The sequence below is a fragment of the Nocardia vinacea genome (assembly GCF_035920345.1).
GTDB classification, from domain to species: domain Bacteria; phylum Actinomycetota; class Actinomycetes; order Mycobacteriales; family Mycobacteriaceae; genus Nocardia; species Nocardia vinacea_A.
This window is the reverse complement of record NZ_CP109149.1, coordinates 9,583,811-9,604,287: the sequence shown is the minus strand read 5'-3', so window position 1 is coordinate 9,604,287 and position 20,477 is coordinate 9,583,811. Positions and strand designations below refer to the sequence as shown.

Sequence of the window (20,477 nt, the reverse complement as noted above, 5' to 3'; positions counted from 1 at the left end):
GTGGCCCAGGTCATCATGTCAGGGGTATCTGCAGTACGGTTCCGCAGGGAACGTGAGTCGAGGACCGCCGGTGAAACAGAGAGGCACGGAGGACAATGAAGGTGCTGGACCCACGCGGGTTCGCAGCGGTGTGCGCGGCAACGGCGGTCGTGGTCGGCCTGACCATCGCTGGTTGCGCGAAACACGTTGACGGCGTTGCCAATCCGAATGCCTCGGAGCTAGCCGCCTACAAGACCGAGGCGGCCTCCTCCTCCGCGGCGGCGACCTCCTCGCGCAAGGCCGCGGCACAGGCCCAGGCGATCAGCGACAACTGCGGTCAATTCCCCACAACCACAGGTGTCGGCGTTTCGAAGTACAACGAATTCGTAGATGCCCACGATGCGAATGCCGCTGACTACAACGCCAAGCGCGATACCGCCGCCAAAACCCTCGAAGACGCCGCGACCAAGGTCGAGACGGGAGTGAACAACGCCAGCGGCGCACTGCCCGCCGATCTGCAGGCCAAGTTCGCCGAATACGTCGCCGCCGCACGCCAGCTCGCCGCGGAGACCCGCAAGATGACCTACACCGCCCCGGTCGGCGCACTCAACGATGCGAGCAAGCGGGTCAACGACGCGCGAAACGCGGTCAAGGACGCCTGCCCGAAACGCTGAATTCATCCCATGAACCGGGGTTCGGTAGCGAAAATCGGCCAATGACACGAGGTTGTCACGCGACATTCCATGGGTATTTCGTCCGATCAGCTTGCGCTCGAGGCGATAACCATGTTCGCTTGCAACTACCTATTGTCTGGAGTTGAGGAGGACACCACCGTGGTCGCCGCGGCGGACGCGCAGAACTACGCTCAGAAGCTTGGCATTACACACGGCATGGTTGTCCAGGAGCTGGGCTGGGACGAGGACACCGACGACGACCTGCGGGCCGATGTCGAAGAGGCCAGTGGTGGGGAGATGGTCGACGAAGACTCCGACGAGGTGGTCGACGCTGTCCTACTGTGGTGGCGAGAAGGCGACGGCGATCTAGCGGATGAACTGATGGAAGTCATCAGTCCGCTGGCCGACGAAGGCTTCATCTGGGTGCTCACTCCCAAGACCGGGCAACCTGGTCATGTCGATCCGAGCGATATCGCCGAAGCGGCACCCACTGCGGGTTTGACGCAAACTTCGGCGATCAGCCTCGGTGCCTGGTCCGGCAGCCGCCTCGTGCAGCCCAAGGCACCCTCGAAGCAGCGCTGACCGCTTTCGCTATGGTTTCGCCGGGCGGTGTTTCACCGCCCGGTGAAGCCCGACACGATGGAGGATCAGTGATGCCAGTCGAGCTCGACCCGCTGGAAGTCGGCACGCTCGCGCCGGATTTCACACTCAAGGATCAGAACAACCAAGACGTCACGCTGTCGGATTACCGCGGCAAGAAGAACGTGCTGATCGTGTTCTATCCGCTTGCCTTCACCGGCATCTGCCAGGGTGAGCTGTGCAAGGTCCGCGACGAGTTACCCAAATTCCAGAACGACGCCGCGGAAATCCTCGCCATCTCGGTCGGCCCACCGCCCACCCACAAGATCTGGGCCGCCGAACAGGGCTACGTCTTCCCGCTGCTGTCCGACTTCTGGCCACACGGCGCCGTCGCCCAGTCCTTCGGCGTCTTCAACCAGAAATCCGGCTACCCCAACCGCGGCACCTTCGTCGTAGACCGCGACGGCGTCATCCGCTTCGCCGAAATGAACGGCCCCGGAGAGCCCCGTGACCAGGCGGCTTGGGAGAAAGCGCTCGCCGCGCTAGAGTCCTAGACCGGCCCGTCGGTCACCCACCGACGGATCCCGGGCGTATAGCTCAGTGGTAGAGCTCTGGTTTTACACACCAGCGGTCGGGGGTTCGAACCCCTCTGCGCCCACCGAAGAAGTACCAGCTAGACAACGGTTTCATTACCAGACCACGTTTGCTCCATGCTCATTCCGTGGAGCAAACGTGGAGCAGGCCACAACAGTCCTAGTGAGATCATCGCGATCATGGATCCTTACTGCCCGCCAAGACTGTCGCGCTAAGCGCGCTTTAGCTATCAATCCGAGCGGCGCAGCGGGTGCTACCGCAGATAATTTTCTGGAGTCGCCAGCGCGGCGCGGTCTGGCGACGAGCGGAGTCCCCAGGTGGTGCAGCTCTGCGAAATCCGGCGCGAATGTTCTCACTCGAGTTCTGTCGGTTCGACGGGGTGCCGGAACTCCTTAGCGCCGGATCTCGGGCGACTTTCCCTCGCCCCCCAGACAGAAGTGGGACGCTGGGAGTTCGTCATCGATTCGACGAGCCGCATCCACTGTGAGAGGGGAAGACGATGGCCACACCCACTGCCTCCGAGCTGTCCTCAGGAGAGTTCGATGCCTTCATCGACGCGATCGGCGCCCATAGCAAGGCACGCATCCAAGCTGTCACGGCCGGTCACGACGCGCCACCGGCGTACCCGCTGCCCGGCTACCTCGCACAATCCCAGCTCGACCAGATCCCCGGCCCAGTTCTACAAGCCCTCGACGCATATTGCAGGCAACCCACCGACAGCCAGCTCGAGTCCAATGTGCCAAACATCGCACCGGATGCTCTACGGTGCGCGGCCGGGGAGGTGAGCCAGGACGATTTCAACAACCTCCTCGAGCAGCAGATCGTGCAGAACAACTCCCAATTCGCCCAGATGATGGACGATGCGATGCCGAAACTGCAGGACCTGGGGAAACAACACCCGGACTGGATGAACGTCATTATGCAGACGTACTCCAAATTCCTCAATTTCGTGACCGGTATGTGGGCGCAAGTGGCCGACTACCTCCACAAACTCGGTCAGGACCCTCAGAATCTCTGGGGCGGCATCGAGTCCGCTTTCGACAGCTTCAAACAGCAAGTGGACTCCTTCTTCTTCACAGGCCTCATGGGATGAGGCTTACGCGCGGGACCTGACAATCACAACGATCGAACTGTGTGTGCAGCGTTCATAGCGCTCACCGCCGCAACGCAACGGCCCCGGAGCCCGCCTGAAGACGAGTTCCGGGGCCGTTGGGCTGTCCCGAGTCAGTCGAGGTGCTGGCAGGTGGGGTCCAGCCTTCGAAAGTCGCGGTAGACGAGTTACCGCAGATAAGTTCCTCACTACATGCGGTAACTCCTAAGAATTTCAAAAAGTTGCGTTTGCGGGATTGGCCAGTTTTTTGGCCACTGACTTCGGTTCCGAACGCATCGTTTTCACCGCCCCACGACGGTGGGGGCCGCCTCCGCCCGAGTTCGATTGGGGCGAGGATGGCGAAGGAAAACCGGCCAATGTCGAACCAGCAACCTGGCCGCCTGCTGTGGTGACATCATGACCCGCTTGCGGCAAACGCACCCTCCTGTTGTGGTCCTCAAGCACCCGCCCCTTTCGGCATGCGAGTTACGAACCGTTCCCTGCTGAGGACGAATTTGCCATCTCCCACAGTCTGAACTGTCCACTCCTGGCACATGTCCTGGTCGCGAGGGTCTAGCAAGAGCACACCGACCCGATCGCGAGAGTCGAGCGCTATCAGACCACCGGTGTCGACGTGGATGATGTGGTACGTGCCGTCGGTCAGCTCAGCCATGGTCTTGTCCTCACTGTGTGAGTGCACCGCCACCGAGCCTCGGAACCGCCGGTACACGCTGCGCTGATCTCGTAGTCATCGTCCAGGGCGAATCTCCAAGATCAAGTAAATCAAGACCACCACCCAACCGGGGCGTGTTCCGCACACCCGGCAAGATCACCATCCGACTTCCCCCTGCGAGACGGGGGAGATCTGTGGAGTTATGGGGGCTTGTGTGAGCCCAGATGTGACTCGCGGCGATGTGTGGCGGTGTTCTCGCGCCATCAGGTAGCGCAGACCGCGATCCCTGCACGCGCTGCGCCGCGACCTGCTCTATGTCCACAAAGGGGTGATCCGCGCCCGCCATCTCGAGGCCCAAACGGAGGTGCCTGCTAGTAGCGCAGTAAGGCGATGCTGCAGGCAATTATCCAGCCGGCCCATCCGAGCCAGCCGATGAAACCGATCAGTGCGGTCCGATTGCTTCCCTCAGCGTTGTATGGGCTGGTCGATGAAGAGATGAAAAGTAGTGCGGCACTGAGGTATCCGAGCCAGGCGTGCCAGGCGGGAATGAGTCCGGTGCTCGATCCGGCGACGGTGAAGCCGAACACCGCTATGGCCAGGAAGACCTGGTTGAATCCGAACAGCACGTTGCTCAGGCTCCACATGCCCGCCACCGAGCCACGATCAACTCTGGCGGCTGAGGCCATGCCGAACCGGAGTGCCTCTACGCAGGTGAACGTGGCGTTCTGCATGAGTACTCCAGCGAATCCGACCAGCGCCCATGCGTCCGGTCCGGCGCCGCCATGCCACAGCACCGACAGCAATCCTGCAGCGAAGACGGTGGTGCACAGCCATCCGGCAGGAGCGGCAACCGAGGGCTTCTTCAGTACGTCGCCGACGGAGGCGAAGGACTCCGCGACGGCGTCGAGGCTCTTGGCTGCCACCGGAAACGGCAATCGGCCGCGCACATAGATGACGTTGATGACGACCGCCAGCAACACGAATCCGAAACCGCCCAGACCCGCTGCAGTGGGGAAGCTGATGAGCCGCATGGCATCCTCTCCAGAATTAGATTTACGCCAACTATATTGAATATATGTCTGGTAATCTCTGGAGGCAATGACGGAATCACGGACAGGACGGCGTCGCTACGACTCGCTGCGCCGAGTGGCGCAGGCGAAGCAGACGCACGCCGAGATCGCCCACGCCGCTCGCCGGTTGTTCGTCTCCCGGGGCTGGGCGGCGACCACGGTGCGTGATGTGGCCCGTGAGGCGGGAGTTTCCGTGCCCACCGTGTATGCGGCATACGAGAGCAAAAAGGGCCTGGTCCAGGCCCTCGTCGATGCCACTGACCTGGCGGCCGACCCGTCACGGATGGTCGACGAGTTGGAAGCCACCTCCGATCCCGGGCGTCAACTCGCCGGGATGGTCGGCTACGACCGGCGTTTGTTCGAACGCGCCGGCGATCTCATCGCGTTGGTGCGCGAGGCGGGCCGCGTGGAGCCCGAGTTGGCCGCGGCGTACCACCAGGGCAGGCACCTGGCCGATCAGACGCGCGTCCAGGTGTTCTCCGCCTGGCCCGAGAACACCCTCCGCCCCGACCTCGACCTACCCACTGCCGTCGACATCTACGCCGCCCTGTGCAATATCGACGTCTACACCACTCTCACCATCGAACGCGGCTGGTCACCCGAACGAGTCGAGCGCTGGTGGACCGAGATCCTCGCCCGTGAACTACTGAGCCGACGACCGGAGACCAACGAACCTACGCCGTAACCACGCCGAGGCCATCGACGCGGAGACCCCACCTCGGCCATACCGCCGATTGTCGCGGGACTTTCGCGGGCGCGGCATCGGATTCCGATCTCTGCACGAGGCCATCGACACCACAACCCCCGGCGGCAGGTTGGTTTTCCATGTGTTCGCAGCGCTCGCCGAGTTCATCCGTGAGTTGATCATGCAGGGCACCAACGAGGGCTTGGCCGCAGCCCGCGCCCGCGGGCAACGTCTCGATCGGCCGCTGGCCATGACCGCCGAGCGGCCAGGCCCGCGCCATCCTCACTCAGCCGGAAGAGACCGTCTCATCGGTCGCCAGGCTGCCCCGGGTCTCCCGCTCGACGATCTACAAGTATGTTCCGGAACTGGCTGGAACTCGCAGCCTCACGATCGATGCGTAAACCGCATTCCGCCCCACAAGGGAACCCTCATGTCGTGGGTTGCTGCCCGAAGTCCTGGCTGGTTTCCTGCCCCACTTCGGCAGAAGGAAGTTCCTTCTTTGTTCGTTTGGGCTTACCGAGAAGCGCTGCGGAGTAGTCACCCTCCCACAGTTGAGGTTGGCCGAGATGACGTCGCACCTCTTCCACGTAGGCCATACGAGCATCAATCAGTTGTCTGTGGTACTTGGGCTCGCCACTGTCCAGGAGGGCGGTAAGGGCGCATGCCCACAACGACTGCGTAGCGTCGACAACCGGATTGGGAGCAACGATTTCGATCTCGCCCATGATCGCTTCGAGTTCCAGGCGAGCTTCCCGGCAGAACAGACCGCTTCCGGTAGCGCCACTTCCGCCTATCCACTCAGCCGGACCCGCCTCACCCTGCAACGCTTCGCCGCCATGGTGACCGGTGCCGTCGCGATCGGAACGCTGGTATTCCTCGGCATGCTGGCAACTCGCTCTGGTGCCGATCTCGATTCGATCGCGAGTTCGCGGCTCAGTGCCTCAATCTGGTGCTGCTGACGATCACTTTCGGCGCACTAGCTATCGGGCTCGGCCCCGCGACCGGACGACGCGGCTCGGTCCTGGCCGCAACGGCAGGCATCGGAGTACTCACCTACGCCGCCCACAGCCTCGCCGGTGTCATCGGCGCCGACTGGTTGAAATATCTGTCGCCGTTCCACTAGTACATCGGCGGCGAACCGCTACGCAACGGCCTGCAATGGTCAGATGCCGCAATCCTTTTCGCGATATCGGCGGCCCTGGTGACCGCGGGGCTGACCAGGTTCGTCCGGCGAGACCTGAGCTCCTGAACGCTGCGCAGTGCGTCGGGTTTGCCTCAGTACGGTCTTTACGGCATCTTTACAGGTGGTGCGCCGGGAAGTCTGGTCGGCAACCCGGCCCGCGCTCGCGAGTCGGGCCGACCGGCCGTGGGGAGCCACATGGTGCGCACGCGCGTGTCCTTCTTGACAATGTCTATACGGCTGATCGACGCCTTTGGCCGTGGATGTGCGGTGGCGGGGGGCCTAGCGGCCGTATCGTTCTGTTGTGCAGGCAAAACAGATAGCCGAGGACTACCCGTCGGTGACGATGGATTCCGAGGCGCTGGCCGCGGCGAAGCTGCTGGCCGAGCATCGGCTCCCGGGCATCGTGGTCACCGACGGCGATTCCACACCCCGGGCGGTACTGCCCGCCTCGCAGGTCGTGCGGTTTCTGGTACCGAGGTACGTGCAGGACGATCCGTCGCTGGCCGGTGTGCTCTCGGAGTCGGTAGCCGACCACATCGCGGACGCGTTGCGCGGCAAGACCGTTGGCGAGCTGCTGCCCGAACCGGCGTCGAAGTCCAAGTCGGTGCTGCCGGTAGCCCGCGCGGACGACACCGTCGTCGAAGTGGCCGCGTTGATGGCCCGCTGCCGATCACCACTGATCGCAGTCGTCGACAAGGACAAGATGATCGGCGTGATCACCGCATCACGGCTGCTGCAGGTAGCGCTCGCCGACATGTGAGCCGCGCAGACCGGGCAGGCGGCCAGCGATGACCGCGATCGCCCTGATCACGTTTGTCGTGGCCTATATATTGATCGCCACCGAACGCATCCACAAGACCAAAGCCGCCCTCAGTGGCGCCGCGATCATCCTGGCAGCGGGCGTGCTCGATTCCGGAGATGCGTTCTTCTCCCACGACACCGGCGTCGACTGGGATGTCATCCTGCTGCTGTTCGGCATGATGGTCATCGTCGGTATCCTGCGCCAGACCGGGGTGTTCGAATACAGCGCGATCTGGGCAGCCAAGCGCGCCAAGGGATCTCCGATGCGGATCATGATCCTGCTGACGCTGATCACCGCGCTCGCCTCGGCGTTTCTCGACAACGTCACCACCGTGCTGTTGATCGCGCCGGTCACTCTGCTGGTGTGCGACCGGCTCGGGATCCGGCCGGTACCGTTTCTCATCGCCGAGGTGCTGGCATCCAACATCGGCGGCGCGGCGACACTGATCGGTGACCCTCCCAACATCATCGTGGCCAGCCGAAGCGGGTTGACGTTCAACGACTTCCTGGTTCACATGACCCCGATCGTCATCGTCGAGCTCGCGGTATTCACTCTTATCCTGCCGATACTGTTCCGTGGCTCGTTCACCTCCGATCCCGAGCGAGTCGCCGACGTAATGGCCCTCAACGAGGGTGAAGCGATCCAGGATTCGCGGCTGCTGATCAAATGCGGCCTCGTGCTGCTAGCGGTATTCACCGCGTTCATCGGCCACTCGGTACTCCACGTCGATCCAGCGGTAGTCGCCCTGCTCGGCGCCGGTGTCCTGGTACTCATCTCCGGCACCGAACCCCAGGACTACCTCTCCGGAGTCGAATGGGAAACGCTGCTGTTCTTCGCCGGACTATTCGTCATGGTCGGTGCCTTGGTCAAAACCGGAGTCGTGAAGACGATGGCCCAGTGGGCCACCGAAGCCACCGGCGGCAACGCACTGCTCGCGGTCATGCTGATACTTCTGGTCTCGGCACTGCTGTCGGGCGTCATCGACAACATCCCCTACGTCGCCACCATGAGCCCGCTCGTCGCCGACCTCGCCGGCAGCATCGACAACCCCGTCCACTCCGACGCACTGTGGTGGTCTTTGACCCTGGGATCGGATTTCGGCGGCAACCTCACCGCCGTCGGCGCCAGCGCCAACGTCGTCATGCTCGGAATCGCTGCCCGCGCGGGGACCCCCGTATCGTTTTGGGAATTCACCCGCAAGGGCGCCGTGGTCACCGCGATCACCATCGCAGTCGCCGCACCGTATCTGTGGCTGCGCTACTTCGCCTTCAGCTGATGCCCACCGCACGTCCGCCCAAGCAGCTGATTACGAGAGGAGCCCCTTACCACCACGCGTTCATCGGCCCGGGGCCCGCAACGTCAGAGCCACTGTGTCCGCCCGGACGACCACAACCGCTGGGCGCAGCGGCATTCCGGCCTTGCGCTCGCCCACCCAGAGGGGGTAACCCATGTTCGTCACGCTTCGAGACGAAACCGGAAAAGCACTCGACTACGTCACCATGGCCCTGGGGTGGGACCCGGTCCATCGACGCAAATGGTTCAGCACCCGAACCAAGGACATCGACCTGAATGCGGCGGCACTGTTGTACGCCGACGACCGCATCACCGATGTCGTCTACCACGAACAACTCACCTCCACCGATGGCTCGGTGCGCCACCTCGGCGACAGCACCACCGGTGAAGGCAAGGGCGACAACGAGATAATCACCGTCGACCTCACCCGAATGACACCCGAAGTCACCACCGTGTTCTTCATCGTGACCTCCTACACCGGACAAACCTTCGAACAGATCGAAAACGCCTTCTGCCGCGTGGTCGACGGTGTATCCGGCACCGAAATCGCCCGCTACGACCTGACCAGCAGCCGATCGCACACCGGCTTGATCATGGGCAAACTGTTCCGCGGCCAGGGCATGTGGCAGTTCGATGCGATCGGCGAAGGGATTTGGGCACGCCATCCCGTCGAAGCGGTAACACAGCTGACAGCTTTCGTCAGGCAGTCATAGGGCATGAGCGCCCTGAACTGCTGCCGAAAACCTCTGAGCCCACGAGAGGGGGCGGGCTGCCCTAACTGAGCGGTACCGGCCCGGGCCGAGGAGCGTGCGACTCGCCCGCGAAGGAGCAGCGAACCATGGCGAGGTGTCGGATGCACTCCATTCGGCATTTCAGTGCGTTCCGCAGTCAAACCCAAGAAGCTGCCGATGTTCACCCTGGAATGTTGAGGACTCAATCCACGATCACGTGCACGACACCTGTCGTGATTTGCTACAGTCACCGCGAAAGCCACTGAGCTGCACAAACCTCTGGCTGAACCGCTTCGGACCCTTGGTGACCCCAAGAGAAGTCGCGTCGAAGACGGCATGACCGATGACGACGAGCAACGCGTCCTCGGTGCCGAGTGTTCTACTGTCGGCTACCGCTGGAACACGGCGAGACTGCGCATCCTCCTGGCAATCACCTACGGCCACCCCTGTATCCGGCGACGAGCCCAGCGGATCCTCAAACACATGAACGCAGAAGGTCCTGGCGAATGAAGTCGTTGCGCCGCGAAGTCGATGCCTCCGGCGGGCACCGCTGCGGGGAAGACGGGGCGGTGACCTGCGAGATACTCACGGTCTTGGAAAACGGCAAATTCGTCACCGCTGCCACCGACAAGCAGTGGCATAAACGAGTCAGCAATTCAGAGGTGGACACCTTCGACAACGACGGTTTCGGGATCGGCAACGCGATCGAGGTCGTGTGGTCGATGCGACCTGGCAACGAGTACACGCTCAATGTTGGAGCTTGGGTTTACGCCGAATACAGTAACGGTCTGCTGGGCAACAGTTGGGCCCATTCCGTCATCGACGCAAAGCTCATCCTCCTGTCCGTCGTCCGCTAGGACGGGCGAGACAATGCTCGTTCGGTGCACCATTGCCGAACCCCGAGGCGGCCGCGCCGGTTACCGGTCTGGATGGTGAACGACACCAATCCCAACCACACCCCGTCGCTGGCGCGCGCCCACGCATGCAGCAGACCGGGCACCGTCCCGGTCAGATCCAACCCGCCCGCCCGCACACGCATCGGCACCTTGTTGGCGCCGAACCGCTCCGGCTGAGTCGGCATGGCTTGGCCCAGGTCGACCAGGACGCGGACCGGCGGCGTCGTCGTCGATCCAGTATCCCGAACGATGGTGCGGCAGCTCGCGCTCCTCGTCACGGTCGTAGGTCGCGATCGCTACGGCTGCCCACCGCGCCCACAGCACTCGCGCATCCGGCAGGTCGTCGGGGTCCCGGGCCGGTGTAGCTTCGCCAATGTTGTTCTCCTGGTTCGGGGTTCGGTGTCAGCTTAGCCATGGAACCATTCGGTGAGGCCGCTATGTCATGGGAGCAGTGACGCAAACGCCATCGTCTCTTCCCGATCGCGGCACCGCTGGGATCGTGTAGGCCGGTCTGAGTGGTTCAGCCGATGGGGAGTTTTACCACCGGATCGGGCCAAGGTCGACTACGTACACATCTCCCGACCCGTCGACCGCCACACTCGGGGGATCTTTGAGGCCGGTGAACGACAGCGGGGTCGGCTCGCCGGCCGCCAATTTCATCACCGATCGTTACTCGTGTCGGTGACGAATACGTTCCCAGCCGCGTCGACCGCTTGGGGCTCTCCGTCTGCTTTTGGCCTTGGTCTGGGTCGGGCTCCACAGAGGTCATCAAGTTCGGTATCGACGCCGACTTCAGCTCGAGGCGGCCTACCGTCCGCCTTCGTCCTCGATGCGCTGCCGGATCGCCTGTACCGTGCGGTCTTTCGGGATGCGCTCGGGCCAGAAGAGGGCCGCAATGAACACGATCAGCGGCAGACCGAACACGACGATCCACCCGAGCGCGATCATCGGTGCACCCCACCGAGCACCGACCAGCGAGCGAAAGACTCACGCGGGCAAGCACATTCGACATCGGCAAACCCCATCAGTCGATTCAGGGTTTGCGCGTCCAGGTGCGCCGAGGACGGCAACAGCACGACGTCGACGCCTAGCCCGGCAGCCTGTTCGACCAGACCGAGCACCGAGCACGCGTCGGCCCAGTGCAGCACGTAGCCCAATCGCCGTGCCAGACGGCGGATCTGGGCCTCGTCCCATTCCGACGTCGGTGATGTCGGGTCTAACCACGCAAGCGCTTCCATTCCCCTGCGCCTTCCGCTGTCCGGTTGGTGTGCACCCACCGCCGAGGCAAACCGACACCCGGCGGCGGGGCTTGCAGTGGAGCTTTGCAACGCAGGCACCGAACTCTGTTCCGCGGTGGAACAAACGAGGTAAACAGGGACAACGCACGTACCATGTGACTTGTATGAGCGTGGGAACGCGACAGGGAAAGCGCAGGGAGCGCACATGACCGACGAACCGGATACTTATATCGGCCAGCGGGTACGCGCGATTCGAGCGCGACGCGGCATCTCGCAACAGGTGCTTGCCGACCGGGCTGGGCTGAGCCGATCGGTGCTCGCCAAGTATGAGGCGGGACTCCGTCCGGTGGACTCCCGCCGCACCATGTTGGCCCTGGCACAAGCGCTCGGTGTGACGCTGGGCGACCTGACCGGGCACGAGCAAGACAAGCTCGACCCGTCCACCGCCGAATTCCACGCAGCAGTGCCCGAACTGGAAACTGTGCTGTGGGCACAGGGCAACCTGACCGACACCGCGCAGCCGCGCAGCCTGACCGAACTGGCGACGGCGGCGCAGGAGGCTACCCATCTCCGGCAGAACGGTGATTACGCCGCGCTCGGACCGAAACTCGCGCCTATGCTGGCCGATTCGTTCCGCCACGTCCGCGACAGCGGATCGCCCGAGGCGTGGGACGTACACGGGGTGATCGCCTACGGCGCCGCCTCTGCACTGCGCTCACGCGGTTACGACTCGCTCTCGTGGACGGCCGCGCAGGAAGCCGAGCGCGCCGCTCGCGAGACCGGAGAAACCGCCGCACTCGCGGCCGTGTCCTACCTCCGGTCGCAAATCCTGCTTTCCCGACCGGGCGCACTGCCTGCAGCGCTCGAACACTCCGAGCGGGTTGCCGACCAGATCGCCACCGATGTGCGCACCGTGGGCGAAGTGGAGACGTACGGAATGCTCCAGCTGCAAGCCTCGCTCGTGGCAGCGACACTCGGCGGCGACCCGCAACGACATCTCGCCGAGGCGGCGGAGCAAGCGGGCAGGCTCGCAACCGCCCCCACCGGTCGCTCGGCGGTACGTAACGTCACCTTCGGTCCGGCGAACGCCCAGCTGTGGCAGATGTCGGCCGCCATGGAACGGCGAGAGCCCGGCGAAGTGCTCGCGCTCGCACCGCATCTCAACCCCGGCGATCTGCCCGCTGACGCACGGCGGGCGCAATACTTCGTGGAAATCGGCCGCGCGCACGCGGTGCAGAAGAACTACCGCGATTCGCTGTATGCCCTGCTGCGCGCCGAACATGCGGCGCCGCAACACATTCGGTCGATGCCAATCGTCCGCGAACTGGTCGGGCACATGATGCGCAAGGCGCGGCGCGACCTCACGACCGGTGAACTCGGCAAGCTGGCTCAGCGTGTCGGCGTCGTGCCCGTGTGAGGCAAGACATGGAATCCGTTCGTAGACATCGGGGGCGCATTGTGACGTTGCACCGCCCATCCGCCCAGACCGGAGAGCCAGGCGAACGATTCACACCCGACCGCGAAACTCGGCGACGGAAGGGTGTCGGTCAGGCGACCGATAGCTCGCGGCGACAACGCACAGCCCTCCAGGTCGCGCGCCGCACAGTCCCTTGCCCTGGAAGACAGTTCGGCGTTCATCCAGGCGACTGCTCAGGAGGGCCGTGCTCTGGCGCGGCTCGGGGACAGCAAAGGCACGTACGGGGCGCTGCGCAAGGTCGCCAGGATGGTATCCGGGCTGAGCACGCCTAATCGACCCGAACACCATTTCCGCTACGACCCAGCGAAATCGGATGCCTATCTGGCCACGACGCTGGCGTGGCTCGGTGATCCGGCGGCGGAGTCCTACGCCCGGCACGTACTCGCCGATTTGGCGGGGGCCGCATCCGCCCGCCCGCGTCGCATCGCGATGGCGAACCTTGACCTGGGTCTGGCGCTGGTCGCCGCCGACAAGCCTGATGAGGCGGCGGACGTGGCGCTGGCCGTGGTGACCTCGGGCAACCTGGTGCCCTCCCACTACTGGCGCGTATCCGAGGTGCTCTCCGGTATCGAACACCGGGATGTCGCGGACGCGGCCATGGTGCGTGAAGCGTTCCGCGACGCCTACGCCGTGTAGCAACCGCAGATTCGCACAGGTTTTCTATGCCCGAGCTGCTGCTCCATTCGCAGAGAACGGGGGTTCAGCCGACCGAGAGTTTCACCACCGGATTGGAGCCCAGGTCGGTGACGTATACGTTGCCCGCCGTATCGACCGCCACACCCTGGGGATTCTTCAGGCCGGTGAACGGCAGCGGGGTCGGCGTCGACGCGCCCGCCGCCAACCTCACCACCCATTTGCTGCCCCAGTCGACGACGTACAAGTCTCCCGCAGGGTCGACCGCCATACCCTGGGGATCTTTGAGCCCAGTGACCGGCAACGTCGTCGGCGCCGACGCGCCCGCCGCCAACCTCAGCACCCGCTCGGTACTCAATTCGGTGACGTATACGTTGCCCGCAGCGTCGACCGCCACACCCTGGGGATCTTGGAGCCCCGTGAACGGCAACGTCGTCGGCGCCGACGCGCCCGCCTCCAATTTCACCACCCGATCATTACCCCGGTCGCCGACGTACACGTCTCCCGCCTGGTCTACCGCCACCCCCTGGGGATCTTTGAGCCCGGCGAACGGCAGCGGGGTCGGCGTCGACGCGCCCGCCTCCAATTTCACCACCCGATCGTTACTCGTGTCGGAGACGTATACATTGCCCGCCGTGTCGACCGCCACGCCCTGGGGATTATTCAGGCCGGTGAACGGCAGCGGGGTCGGCGTCGACGCGCCCGCCTCCAATTTCATCACCCGATCGTTACCCATGTCGGTGACGTATACGTTGCCCGCATCGTCGACCGCCACATCGGTGAGCAGACTGACGCCGGTGAACGGCAGCGGAGTCTGCGACGAGTAGCCCGAGCCGATAATAGGTGTGGGCGAGTTGCCACTGCCGCCTGATTCTCGTTGGACACCGATGAAGACAGCTACGGCGGCCACCACCGCAACCGCGACCGCGGCGGCGAGCAGCCCGGCGGTCTTGGGCGACAATCTGATTCGCCGCGCATGGTGCGCAGCCACGCCCTCGGTGGTGTTGACCGCGGAATCGTCTACCACGGCGCAGGCCGCCGCGGCCAGCTCGTGCACGGTCTGGTAACGCTTGTCGGGGTTTTTGGCCATTCCCTTGGCGATGACCGCATCGAACTCAGGCGGTATATCGGGTGTAGTGGTGCTGGGACGCGGCGGAGGGGTGTGCAGGTGATGGGCGATCACACCCTGTACCCCCGCTGCGCTCGTAAACGGCGGCCGGCCGGTCAGGCACTCGTACAGCACGCACGTCAACGCGTATACGTCCACTCGGGCATCGGCCTTGATCTCCGAGCCGATCTCCTCCGGCGCCATGTAGGCGATGGTGCCGATGGTCTCGCCGATCGTGGTCAGCGTACGGTCGTCGGCGGCGTGGGCGATCCCGAAGTCGATCAGGGAGGCGAACTCATCGGCACCTAGCAAGATGTTGGTGGGTTTGACATCGCGGTGGACCAGCCCGGCGTCGTGGGCCGCCTGCAGCGCGCCCGCCACCTGCGCGATGATCGCCACTGCCCTCTGCGGCGACAAAGCCCCTTCTTTCGTGATCACCTTGCGCAGGTCGGTGCCCTCGATCAAGCGCATATTCAGATAGAGCCGACCGTCGATGTCGCCGAAGTCGTGGATAGGGATCACATGCGGCTCGGTCAACTGCGCTACCGCCCGGCACTCCCGCCGGAACCGCTCGCGCAGTTGCTCGTCATCGGCGAAGCGCTCGGGCAACACCTTGAGCGCCACCACCCGGTTGGTCAGCGAATCCTGCGCCCGCCACACCTGGCCCATGCCGCCCTGACCCAGCAGCGACAGAAGCCGATAGCGTCCGAACGTCTCCGCTGACCCCCGAGTGGCGTCCCCGCCACTCACTGCCGTGTCATCCATTGTGCCGTCCCATGACCACCCGACTGGCAAACGGTGTACTTGCTTGCATTCCAACCTTCGCCCGCGAGCGGGTGGCCCACACTAGTTGATTTAGCCAGGCCGACAGTCGAGCGTCGGCGCTATCGTCGGCGCGCGAATTTCCCAGCCCATGCTCATGCCGGGCAAGTACGCGGCCGGGCACTGCCCCGCCACCGGTGCGAGTGCGCGGATCGTGTCCAGAAATCCGCCAACAAACCTGTAGCAACTTCAGCGTACCTCTGAGCCATACGATCAACTTCGTGAATCCGGCCGTCCAACAGCACTCGGAGGCCTGGGCCATCTTGCATAAAAGGCCCGTCCGACAGCGAACTGATTACGATGCCCGGTGCTCGAACCACTGCACTTCCATGCCCACGCCGAGGTCTACGCTCGCGCCGCTGACCCGGCCGCGCTATGGCAACGACTCCACGACGCCGGGCTGCTGTGTCGCGGCACCCAAGTCGTCGAACTCGGTGCCGGCACCGGACTAGCAACCGGGCCGATGCTTCAGACCGGCGCCATCGTCACCGCGGTCGAGCCCGGCCCAGCCCTTGCCGTCCGCCTGCGTCGCCGCTGGCCGGAAGGTACATCGACAGCGCTGAGACCGCACCGATACCGCCAACCGCCTTCGATCTCGCATCGCAGCAGCGACGGCACGCGCGGATTTCTTTGCCTCATGTCAGCTTCTCGACGAACGCCGACCTCACAGAGGGGTAGCGGGGCCTTGTGATAGCGCGGACCTCGATAGCATCGGCATTTGTACAGATCGAGGAAACGCCGAGGGGCTTGTGTTGACTACCGACCATCTTGACCGCTGGAACGCTCACGAGGCTTCGGCGGAGGCGATGATTCCGATCATTGGCAGGCTGTATCGCGAGAAGGGGGTGACCATCCTTCTGCACAGCCGGTCGCTGGTGAACAAATCGGTGATCAGCATTCTGCGGACGCATCGGTTCGCGCGGCAGATCGAGGGTGAGGAACTGTCGATCGAGGAGACCCTGCCGTTCCTCGAAGTACTCAGCGCGTTGGATCTGGGGCCGTGCAAGATCGACCTCGGCCGGTTGGTGATGGCCTATCGCACCGACGGTCGCGGACTGTCGATTCCGGAGTTCACCGCCGCGGTGCTGGCCGACGTCACCGACGGCAACAAGGCCGAGTCACAGGGCCCGCGGGACGTGGTGCTGTACGGCTTCGGCCGGATCGGTCGTCTGGTCGCGCGGCTGCTCATCGAGAAGGTCGGATCCGGCAACGGGCTGAACCTGCGGGCCGTGGTGGTGCGCAAGGGTGGAGAGGGTGACCTGGCCAAGCGTGCGTCGCTGCTGCGGCGGGATTCGGTGCACGGGCAGTTCAATGGAACGCTCAAGGTCGACGTCGAGAACGACACGATCACCGCGAACGGCAACGTCATCAAGTTCATCTACAGCGATGATCCGACGACGATCGACTACACCGAGCTCGGGATCAACGAGGCGATCCTGATCGACAACACCGGTAAGTGGCGTGACCGTACCGGCCTGTCGCAGCACCTGCGGCCCGGCATCGCGAAGGTCGTGCTCACCGCGCCCGGTAAGGGCGACGTCCCGAATATCGTGCACGGCGTCAACCACCGCGATCTCGATCTGTCGGAACAGATCTACTCGTGCGCTTCGTGCACGACCAACGCGATCGTGCCACCGCTCAAGGCGATGGATGACGAGTACGGCATTGTCCGCGGTCACGTGGAGACTGTGCATTCGTTCACCAACGACCAGAACCTGCTGGACAACTTCCACAAGGCCGACCGGCGCGGCCGCTCCGCCCCGTTCAACCTCGTGCTCACCGAAACCGGCGCCGCATCCGCGGTCGCGAAGGCAATGCCGGACTTCAAGGCGAAGATCACCGGCAACTCGATTCGCGTTCCCACACCGGACGTTTCGGTCGCGATCCTGAACCTGCAACTCGAGCGAGAAGTCACGAAGAGCGAAGTGCTCGAGTACCTCCGTCAGGTGTCGCTGGCCGGACCGTTGAGCCGCAATCTCGACTACACCGCGGCCACCGATGTGGTTTCGAGCGATTTCATCGGATCCCGCGCCGCATCGATCGTCGATGCCAATGCCACCATCGTCGATGGCGACACCGCGATCCTGTATCTCTGGTACGACAACGAATTCGGCTACTCGTGCCAGGTGGTGCGGACGGTGCAGTACATCTCGGGCATCGAGTACCCGACGTACCCACAGCTGGGCGCCGATGATGTACCCACGCCGGTGACGGCCGACGCGCGGTAGTTCTCAGTCACACATCTGCCCGAAACCTGTTCGGCCATAGCAATTTTCCGCGACGGCCGTCCTCGGGTCCGCGTGGACCGACTCGTCGCGCTACGCGTCTGCTACCGACCGCCGATGACACGTTGCGGCGCACGGGCTTTCGCCGCAAAGCCGGGCTGTCGGTGGACGATCGTATCGTGACGACCGGGTTAGAGGGCAGTGCTGTGCGGTTCGGCGTGAAAGCGGCTGTCCCCCTGTGGCGGCGGATCAGACCGAGCGTTTCCGACTCATCGCCGGCGCGGCATGCCGACGAACTGGCCAACGACGTCCGGAAACGCGAGACCCAACTACGGGATCAATTGCGTGCGGGGCCAACGGGTTCATGTGCGGACTGATAGCACTTCTCGGCTTGCTCCCGTCCGATGGACAAGTCTTTTCCCGACCGTCCTGCTCGTTTCCTGGAGGGCATGTCGCGGCGGCCGGCTCGGCGTCTCCGGTGCCGCCTACCAATTCCGGCACGAGACGCTGCGCGAATGGGTGCAGGCCAACACGCCGACACCGTCACAGACCTGGCTGGATCGAATTTCTCTCTGGCGGCGCTCGTCAGACTGATTTCCTGGTCAGGGTTCGAACCTACCGTGACCGGATCCCGTACGGCCGTTCCAAAACACATCAAAACAATTTGATGTATTGTCGGGTAGAACGACAGGCAACCAGGAGGTCTGACCATGACGACCGCACCGACCGAACTCGCCAGTGTCCGCGTCCGCTATCTCATCGATGATGTGCGGGCCGCTGTCGACTTCTACACCACCCACCTCGGATTCACCGTCGACTTCGACGCCGCCCCCGCTTTCGCTGCCGTCAAACGCGATTCAGTGCAGTTGCTACTGTCCGGTCCCAAAAGCTCCGCGGCACGTGCGATGCCCGACGGGGAGACACCGAAGCCCGGGGGCTGGAACCGCATCCAGCTCATCGTCGACGACATCGCCGGCGAAGTCGCGCGACTGCGGGCGTCCGGTGTCACCTTCCGCAACGACATCCTCAGCGGCCCTGGCGGACAACAGGTTCTGCTGCTGGACCCGTCCGGTAACTTTGTCGAGCTGTTTCAACCGGCTCCCCGCGACGCAACGCACTGAGAGCACCGACCATGCCGGTCCACAACTACAGCACTGCCATCGGAGTACGCGGCCGCGCGCGACGGCTACGCGATCCGAGGCTGATCGGCATCGTGGTGCTCTTCGCGGCGTTTGCGGCAAGTGCTCTGCTCATACCGCAGCTGGATACCGAACAGATCCGAGAATGGTCCCGCTCCGCCGGGCCGTGGTTGCCCTTGTTGTTCTTCGCGACGCACGCACTGGCCACCATCGTCCTTCCGCGGGTTCCGTTCACCCTCAGCGCCGGACTCCTGTTCGGCCCCGTTGTCGGCATCGCTATCGCGATCTCCGCCACCACGGTCAGCGCGGCACTGGCATTCCTGCTCGCGCGTGCCATCGGTCGCGACGCGATCGTCGCACGGCTGACCCACCCGGCGGTCGCGGCGGTCGACCGCCGCCTCGCCCGTCGCGGCTGGCTCGCCGTTGGGTCATTGCGACTGATCAGCCCGGTCCCCTTCTGGCTCATCAACTTTTGCGCCGGCATCTCCTCGATCCGGCTGACGCCCTATCTGATCGCCACCGCCATCGGCGCTCTTCCCGGCACGATCGCCCTCGTCGCTCTCGGCGACGCGCTCACCGGGCGCGCCGATCCAGCGCTGATCGCCGTCTCCGCAGTCTGTATCGCGATCGGAGTGGCCGGCCTGCTGATCGACACACGTCTCGGCATCGAGGAACCGGATACGGGAGAACCGGTCGGATCACATTCCCCGGCTTGACCGCATGGGAGTGCGACAGCTCCGCTACTCCTCGTGGTCGCCCCGGATGACCGCTGTCATCGGCGGGCCTGCTGCTGGATTGCGCGGTCGGCAAGGACCGACAGAACGAAGCGCACGCGGGTGTCGATCTCGGCGGCGGTGGCTCGGAAGACTTCGTAGGAATCCTCGCCGACGGCACCGGATGCCGCGGGATCGGGGATGCTCCAATGACTCGTCCACGTGTTGTCGCCGAACTCGGGGCAGACTTCACGAGCCTTGTCGCACAACGTGATTACCACATCGAAGCACCGGCCTGCGAGCGTTTCCAGGTGCCGGGGCTGCTGGCCGGCGATATCGATCCCGTACTCGTCGCGCAGCACACGCACGGTGTCGGGGTGCATCTCCGGCTTGGGGTGGCTGCCGGCGCTGGTCACATCGATTCGGCCGCCGGTGTGGTTGCGCAGCAGGGCCTCGGCGATCGTGGAGCGGGCGCTGTTGCCCGTGCACACGAACAGCACCGCCATCGGTACGGCCGAGTTGAAACCGGGGGGTGCGGGTGTCATCCGCAGGGCGGGATGCAGTCCGGGGCCGGTACCGACCAGCAGGTCGGCGCAATGGTCCAGATCGAGGTGGTAGTAGCTGTCGCGGCCGTCGAAGCTGCTGCGTGTGGCGGTAACCAGCCCGCCGTCGCGGAGCAACCGCAGATGGTAGGAGACCAGATTCTGCGACTCGCCCACCAGACTCACCAGCTCACGGACCCGGTAATCGCCGGCGGCCAGTTCGGTCAGTAGCCGCCACCGCACCGGGTGCGCGGCCAGCTGCACGAAAGCCGGGGCGGTTCGGCTCGACGATCTCACGACTCCAGGATACAGCGGATACACCAAACTGATT

General features: G+C 64.1%; 25 protein-coding genes, 1 tRNA gene and 1 pseudogene. 20 read left to right on the top strand and 7 right to left on the bottom strand.

Annotated features, from left to right (window positions below):
- The first annotated feature begins 95 nt into the window (after nucleotides 1-95).
- The 5 genes from OIE68_RS43605 (at nucleotide 96) to OIE68_RS43585 (ending at nucleotide 2,919) form a co-directional block, all read left to right on the top strand.
- Nucleotides 96-653, top strand: coding sequence for a hypothetical protein (locus OIE68_RS43605; protein ID WP_327096725.1), 558 nt, complete (start codon nucleotides 96-98; stop codon nucleotides 651-653).
- Between the two features lie 159 nt (nucleotides 654-812).
- A complete protein-coding gene (locus OIE68_RS43600; protein WP_040688342.1) occupies nucleotides 813-1,235 on the top strand; it encodes a DUF3052 domain-containing protein in 423 nt (140 codons plus the stop codon).
- A 71-nt stretch (nucleotides 1,236-1,306) separates the two neighbouring features.
- A complete protein-coding gene (locus OIE68_RS43595) occupies nucleotides 1,307-1,786 on the top strand; it encodes a peroxiredoxin (protein WP_327096724.1) in 480 nt (159 codons plus the stop codon).
- A gap of 32 nt (nucleotides 1,787-1,818) precedes the next feature.
- Nucleotides 1,819-1,890, top strand: a tRNA-Val gene (locus OIE68_RS43590).
- Nucleotides 1,891-2,325: 435 nt separating this feature from the next.
- Nucleotides 2,326-2,919, top strand: coding sequence for a hypothetical protein (locus OIE68_RS43585; RefSeq protein ID WP_327096723.1), 594 nt, complete (start codon nucleotides 2,326-2,328; stop codon nucleotides 2,917-2,919).
- 454 nt (nucleotides 2,920-3,373) lie between these two features.
- On the opposite strand, the gene OIE68_RS43580 is transcribed toward OIE68_RS43585, so the two are convergent.
- Together OIE68_RS43580 and OIE68_RS43575 are read right to left on the bottom strand one after the other, a co-directional pair.
- The gene (locus tag OIE68_RS43580) at nucleotides 3,374-3,589 is read right to left on the bottom strand and encodes a hypothetical protein (RefSeq protein WP_327096722.1); all 216 of its coding nucleotides are present in this window, start codon (nucleotides 3,587-3,589) and stop codon (nucleotides 3,374-3,376) included.
- Nucleotides 3,590-3,960: 371 nt separating this feature from the next.
- Nucleotides 3,961-4,620, bottom strand: coding sequence for a 2-oxoglutarate/malate transporter (locus tag OIE68_RS43575; protein ID WP_327096721.1), 660 nt, complete (start codon nucleotides 4,618-4,620; stop codon nucleotides 3,961-3,963).
- Nucleotides 4,621-4,687: 67 nt separating this feature from the next.
- Here OIE68_RS43575 and OIE68_RS43570 point away from each other — a divergent pair, with 67 nt between their 5' ends.
- The 9 genes and pseudogenes from OIE68_RS43570 (at nucleotide 4,688) to OIE68_RS43535 (ending at nucleotide 10,210) form a co-directional block, all read left to right on the top strand.
- Entirely contained in the window at nucleotides 4,688-5,344 is a 657-nt protein-coding gene (locus OIE68_RS43570; RefSeq protein WP_327096720.1) for a helix-turn-helix domain-containing protein, read from the top strand.
- 49 nt (nucleotides 5,345-5,393) lie between these two features.
- A pseudogene (locus tag OIE68_RS47355) lies at nucleotides 5,394-5,513 on the top strand (recombinase family protein); the annotation flags it as partial.
- 109 nt (nucleotides 5,514-5,622) lie between these two features.
- On the top strand, nucleotides 5,623-5,745 hold the full coding sequence (locus tag OIE68_RS47350) for a hypothetical protein (RefSeq protein WP_419150852.1): 123 nt from the start codon (nucleotides 5,623-5,625) through the stop codon (nucleotides 5,743-5,745).
- Nucleotides 5,746-5,901: 156 nt separating this feature from the next.
- Nucleotides 5,902-6,303: a hypothetical protein gene (locus tag OIE68_RS43560; protein WP_327102056.1), complete on the top strand. Its 402-nt coding sequence runs from the start codon at nucleotides 5,902-5,904 to the stop codon at nucleotides 6,301-6,303.
- A complete protein-coding gene (locus tag OIE68_RS43555; protein ID WP_327096718.1) occupies nucleotides 6,294-6,467 on the top strand; it encodes a hypothetical protein in 174 nt (57 codons plus the stop codon). The genes OIE68_RS43560 and OIE68_RS43555 overlap by 10 nt, the downstream gene beginning before the upstream one ends.
- 361 nt (nucleotides 6,468-6,828) lie before the next feature.
- Nucleotides 6,829-7,287 (top strand): CBS domain-containing protein, encoded by a 459-nt coding sequence (locus tag OIE68_RS43550; protein ID WP_327096717.1) that lies wholly within the window; start codon nucleotides 6,829-6,831, stop codon nucleotides 7,285-7,287.
- A gap of 28 nt (nucleotides 7,288-7,315) precedes the next feature.
- Nucleotides 7,316-8,605, top strand: coding sequence for an ArsB/NhaD family transporter (locus OIE68_RS43545; protein WP_327096716.1), 1,290 nt, complete (start codon nucleotides 7,316-7,318; stop codon nucleotides 8,603-8,605).
- Between the two features lie 172 nt (nucleotides 8,606-8,777).
- Nucleotides 8,778-9,335 (top strand): TerD family protein, encoded by a 558-nt coding sequence (locus tag OIE68_RS43540; protein ID WP_327096715.1) that lies wholly within the window; start codon nucleotides 8,778-8,780, stop codon nucleotides 9,333-9,335.
- A 524-nt stretch (nucleotides 9,336-9,859) separates the two neighbouring features.
- On the top strand, nucleotides 9,860-10,210 hold the full coding sequence (locus OIE68_RS43535; RefSeq protein WP_327096714.1) for a hypothetical protein: 351 nt from the start codon (nucleotides 9,860-9,862) through the stop codon (nucleotides 10,208-10,210).
- Here the strand turns inward: OIE68_RS43535 and OIE68_RS43530 are convergent.
- On the bottom strand, nucleotides 10,207-10,527 hold the full coding sequence (locus OIE68_RS43530; RefSeq protein ID WP_327096713.1) for a hypothetical protein: 321 nt from the start codon (nucleotides 10,525-10,527) through the stop codon (nucleotides 10,207-10,209). The genes OIE68_RS43535 and OIE68_RS43530 overlap by 4 nt on opposite strands.
- A 14-nt stretch (nucleotides 10,528-10,541) precedes the next feature.
- Between OIE68_RS43530 and OIE68_RS47345 the strand changes: the two genes are divergently transcribed.
- Nucleotides 10,542-10,679: a hypothetical protein gene (locus OIE68_RS47345; RefSeq protein ID WP_419150851.1), complete on the top strand. Its 138-nt coding sequence runs from the start codon at nucleotides 10,542-10,544 to the stop codon at nucleotides 10,677-10,679.
- Nucleotides 10,680-11,056: 377 nt separating this feature from the next.
- Here the strand turns inward: OIE68_RS47345 and OIE68_RS43525 are convergent, their stop codons facing one another.
- Both OIE68_RS43525 and OIE68_RS43520 read right to left on the bottom strand, forming a co-directional pair.
- Nucleotides 11,057-11,197, bottom strand: a complete 141-nt coding sequence (locus tag OIE68_RS43525; protein WP_327096712.1) for a hypothetical protein — start codon at nucleotides 11,195-11,197, stop codon at nucleotides 11,057-11,059.
- A complete protein-coding gene (locus tag OIE68_RS43520; protein ID WP_327096711.1) occupies nucleotides 11,194-11,487 on the bottom strand; it encodes a hypothetical protein in 294 nt (97 codons plus the stop codon). The genes OIE68_RS43525 and OIE68_RS43520 overlap by 4 nt, the downstream gene beginning before the upstream one ends.
- A gap of 205 nt (nucleotides 11,488-11,692) precedes the next feature.
- Between OIE68_RS43520 and OIE68_RS43515 the strand changes: the two genes are divergently transcribed.
- Nucleotides 11,693-12,904 (top strand): helix-turn-helix transcriptional regulator, encoded by a 1,212-nt coding sequence (locus tag OIE68_RS43515; RefSeq protein WP_327096710.1) that lies wholly within the window; start codon nucleotides 11,693-11,695, stop codon nucleotides 12,902-12,904.
- A 123-nt stretch (nucleotides 12,905-13,027) separates the two neighbouring features.
- Nucleotides 13,028-13,600: a hypothetical protein gene (locus tag OIE68_RS43510; RefSeq protein WP_327096709.1), complete on the top strand. Its 573-nt coding sequence runs from the start codon at nucleotides 13,028-13,030 to the stop codon at nucleotides 13,598-13,600.
- A 64-nt stretch (nucleotides 13,601-13,664) separates the two neighbouring features.
- On the opposite strand, the gene OIE68_RS43505 is transcribed toward OIE68_RS43510, so the two are convergent.
- Entirely contained in the window at nucleotides 13,665-15,470 is a 1,806-nt protein-coding gene (locus OIE68_RS43505) for a serine/threonine-protein kinase PknD (RefSeq protein ID WP_327096708.1), read from the bottom strand.
- A gap of 809 nt (nucleotides 15,471-16,279) precedes the next feature.
- Between OIE68_RS43505 and OIE68_RS43500 the strand changes: the two genes are divergently transcribed.
- The 3 genes from OIE68_RS43500 to OIE68_RS43490 all read left to right on the top strand — a co-directional run bounded on the left by OIE68_RS43500 (nucleotide 16,280) and on the right by OIE68_RS43490 (nucleotide 19,607).
- On the top strand, nucleotides 16,280-17,755 hold the full coding sequence (locus OIE68_RS43500) for a glyceraldehyde-3-phosphate dehydrogenase (RefSeq protein ID WP_327096707.1): 1,476 nt from the start codon (nucleotides 16,280-16,282) through the stop codon (nucleotides 17,753-17,755).
- A 707-nt stretch (nucleotides 17,756-18,462) separates the two neighbouring features.
- Nucleotides 18,463-18,873 (top strand): VOC family protein, encoded by a 411-nt coding sequence (locus OIE68_RS43495; RefSeq protein ID WP_327096706.1) that lies wholly within the window; start codon nucleotides 18,463-18,465, stop codon nucleotides 18,871-18,873.
- 11 nt (nucleotides 18,874-18,884) lie between these two features.
- A complete protein-coding gene (locus OIE68_RS43490; protein WP_327096705.1) occupies nucleotides 18,885-19,607 on the top strand; it encodes a TVP38/TMEM64 family protein in 723 nt (240 codons plus the stop codon).
- 56 nt (nucleotides 19,608-19,663) lie between these two features.
- Here OIE68_RS43490 and OIE68_RS43485 read toward each other — a convergent pair whose 3' ends face one another.
- Nucleotides 19,664-20,443 (bottom strand): ArsR family transcriptional regulator, encoded by a 780-nt coding sequence (locus OIE68_RS43485; RefSeq protein ID WP_327096704.1) that lies wholly within the window; start codon nucleotides 20,441-20,443, stop codon nucleotides 19,664-19,666.
- Nucleotides 20,444-20,477 lie beyond the last annotated feature (34 nt).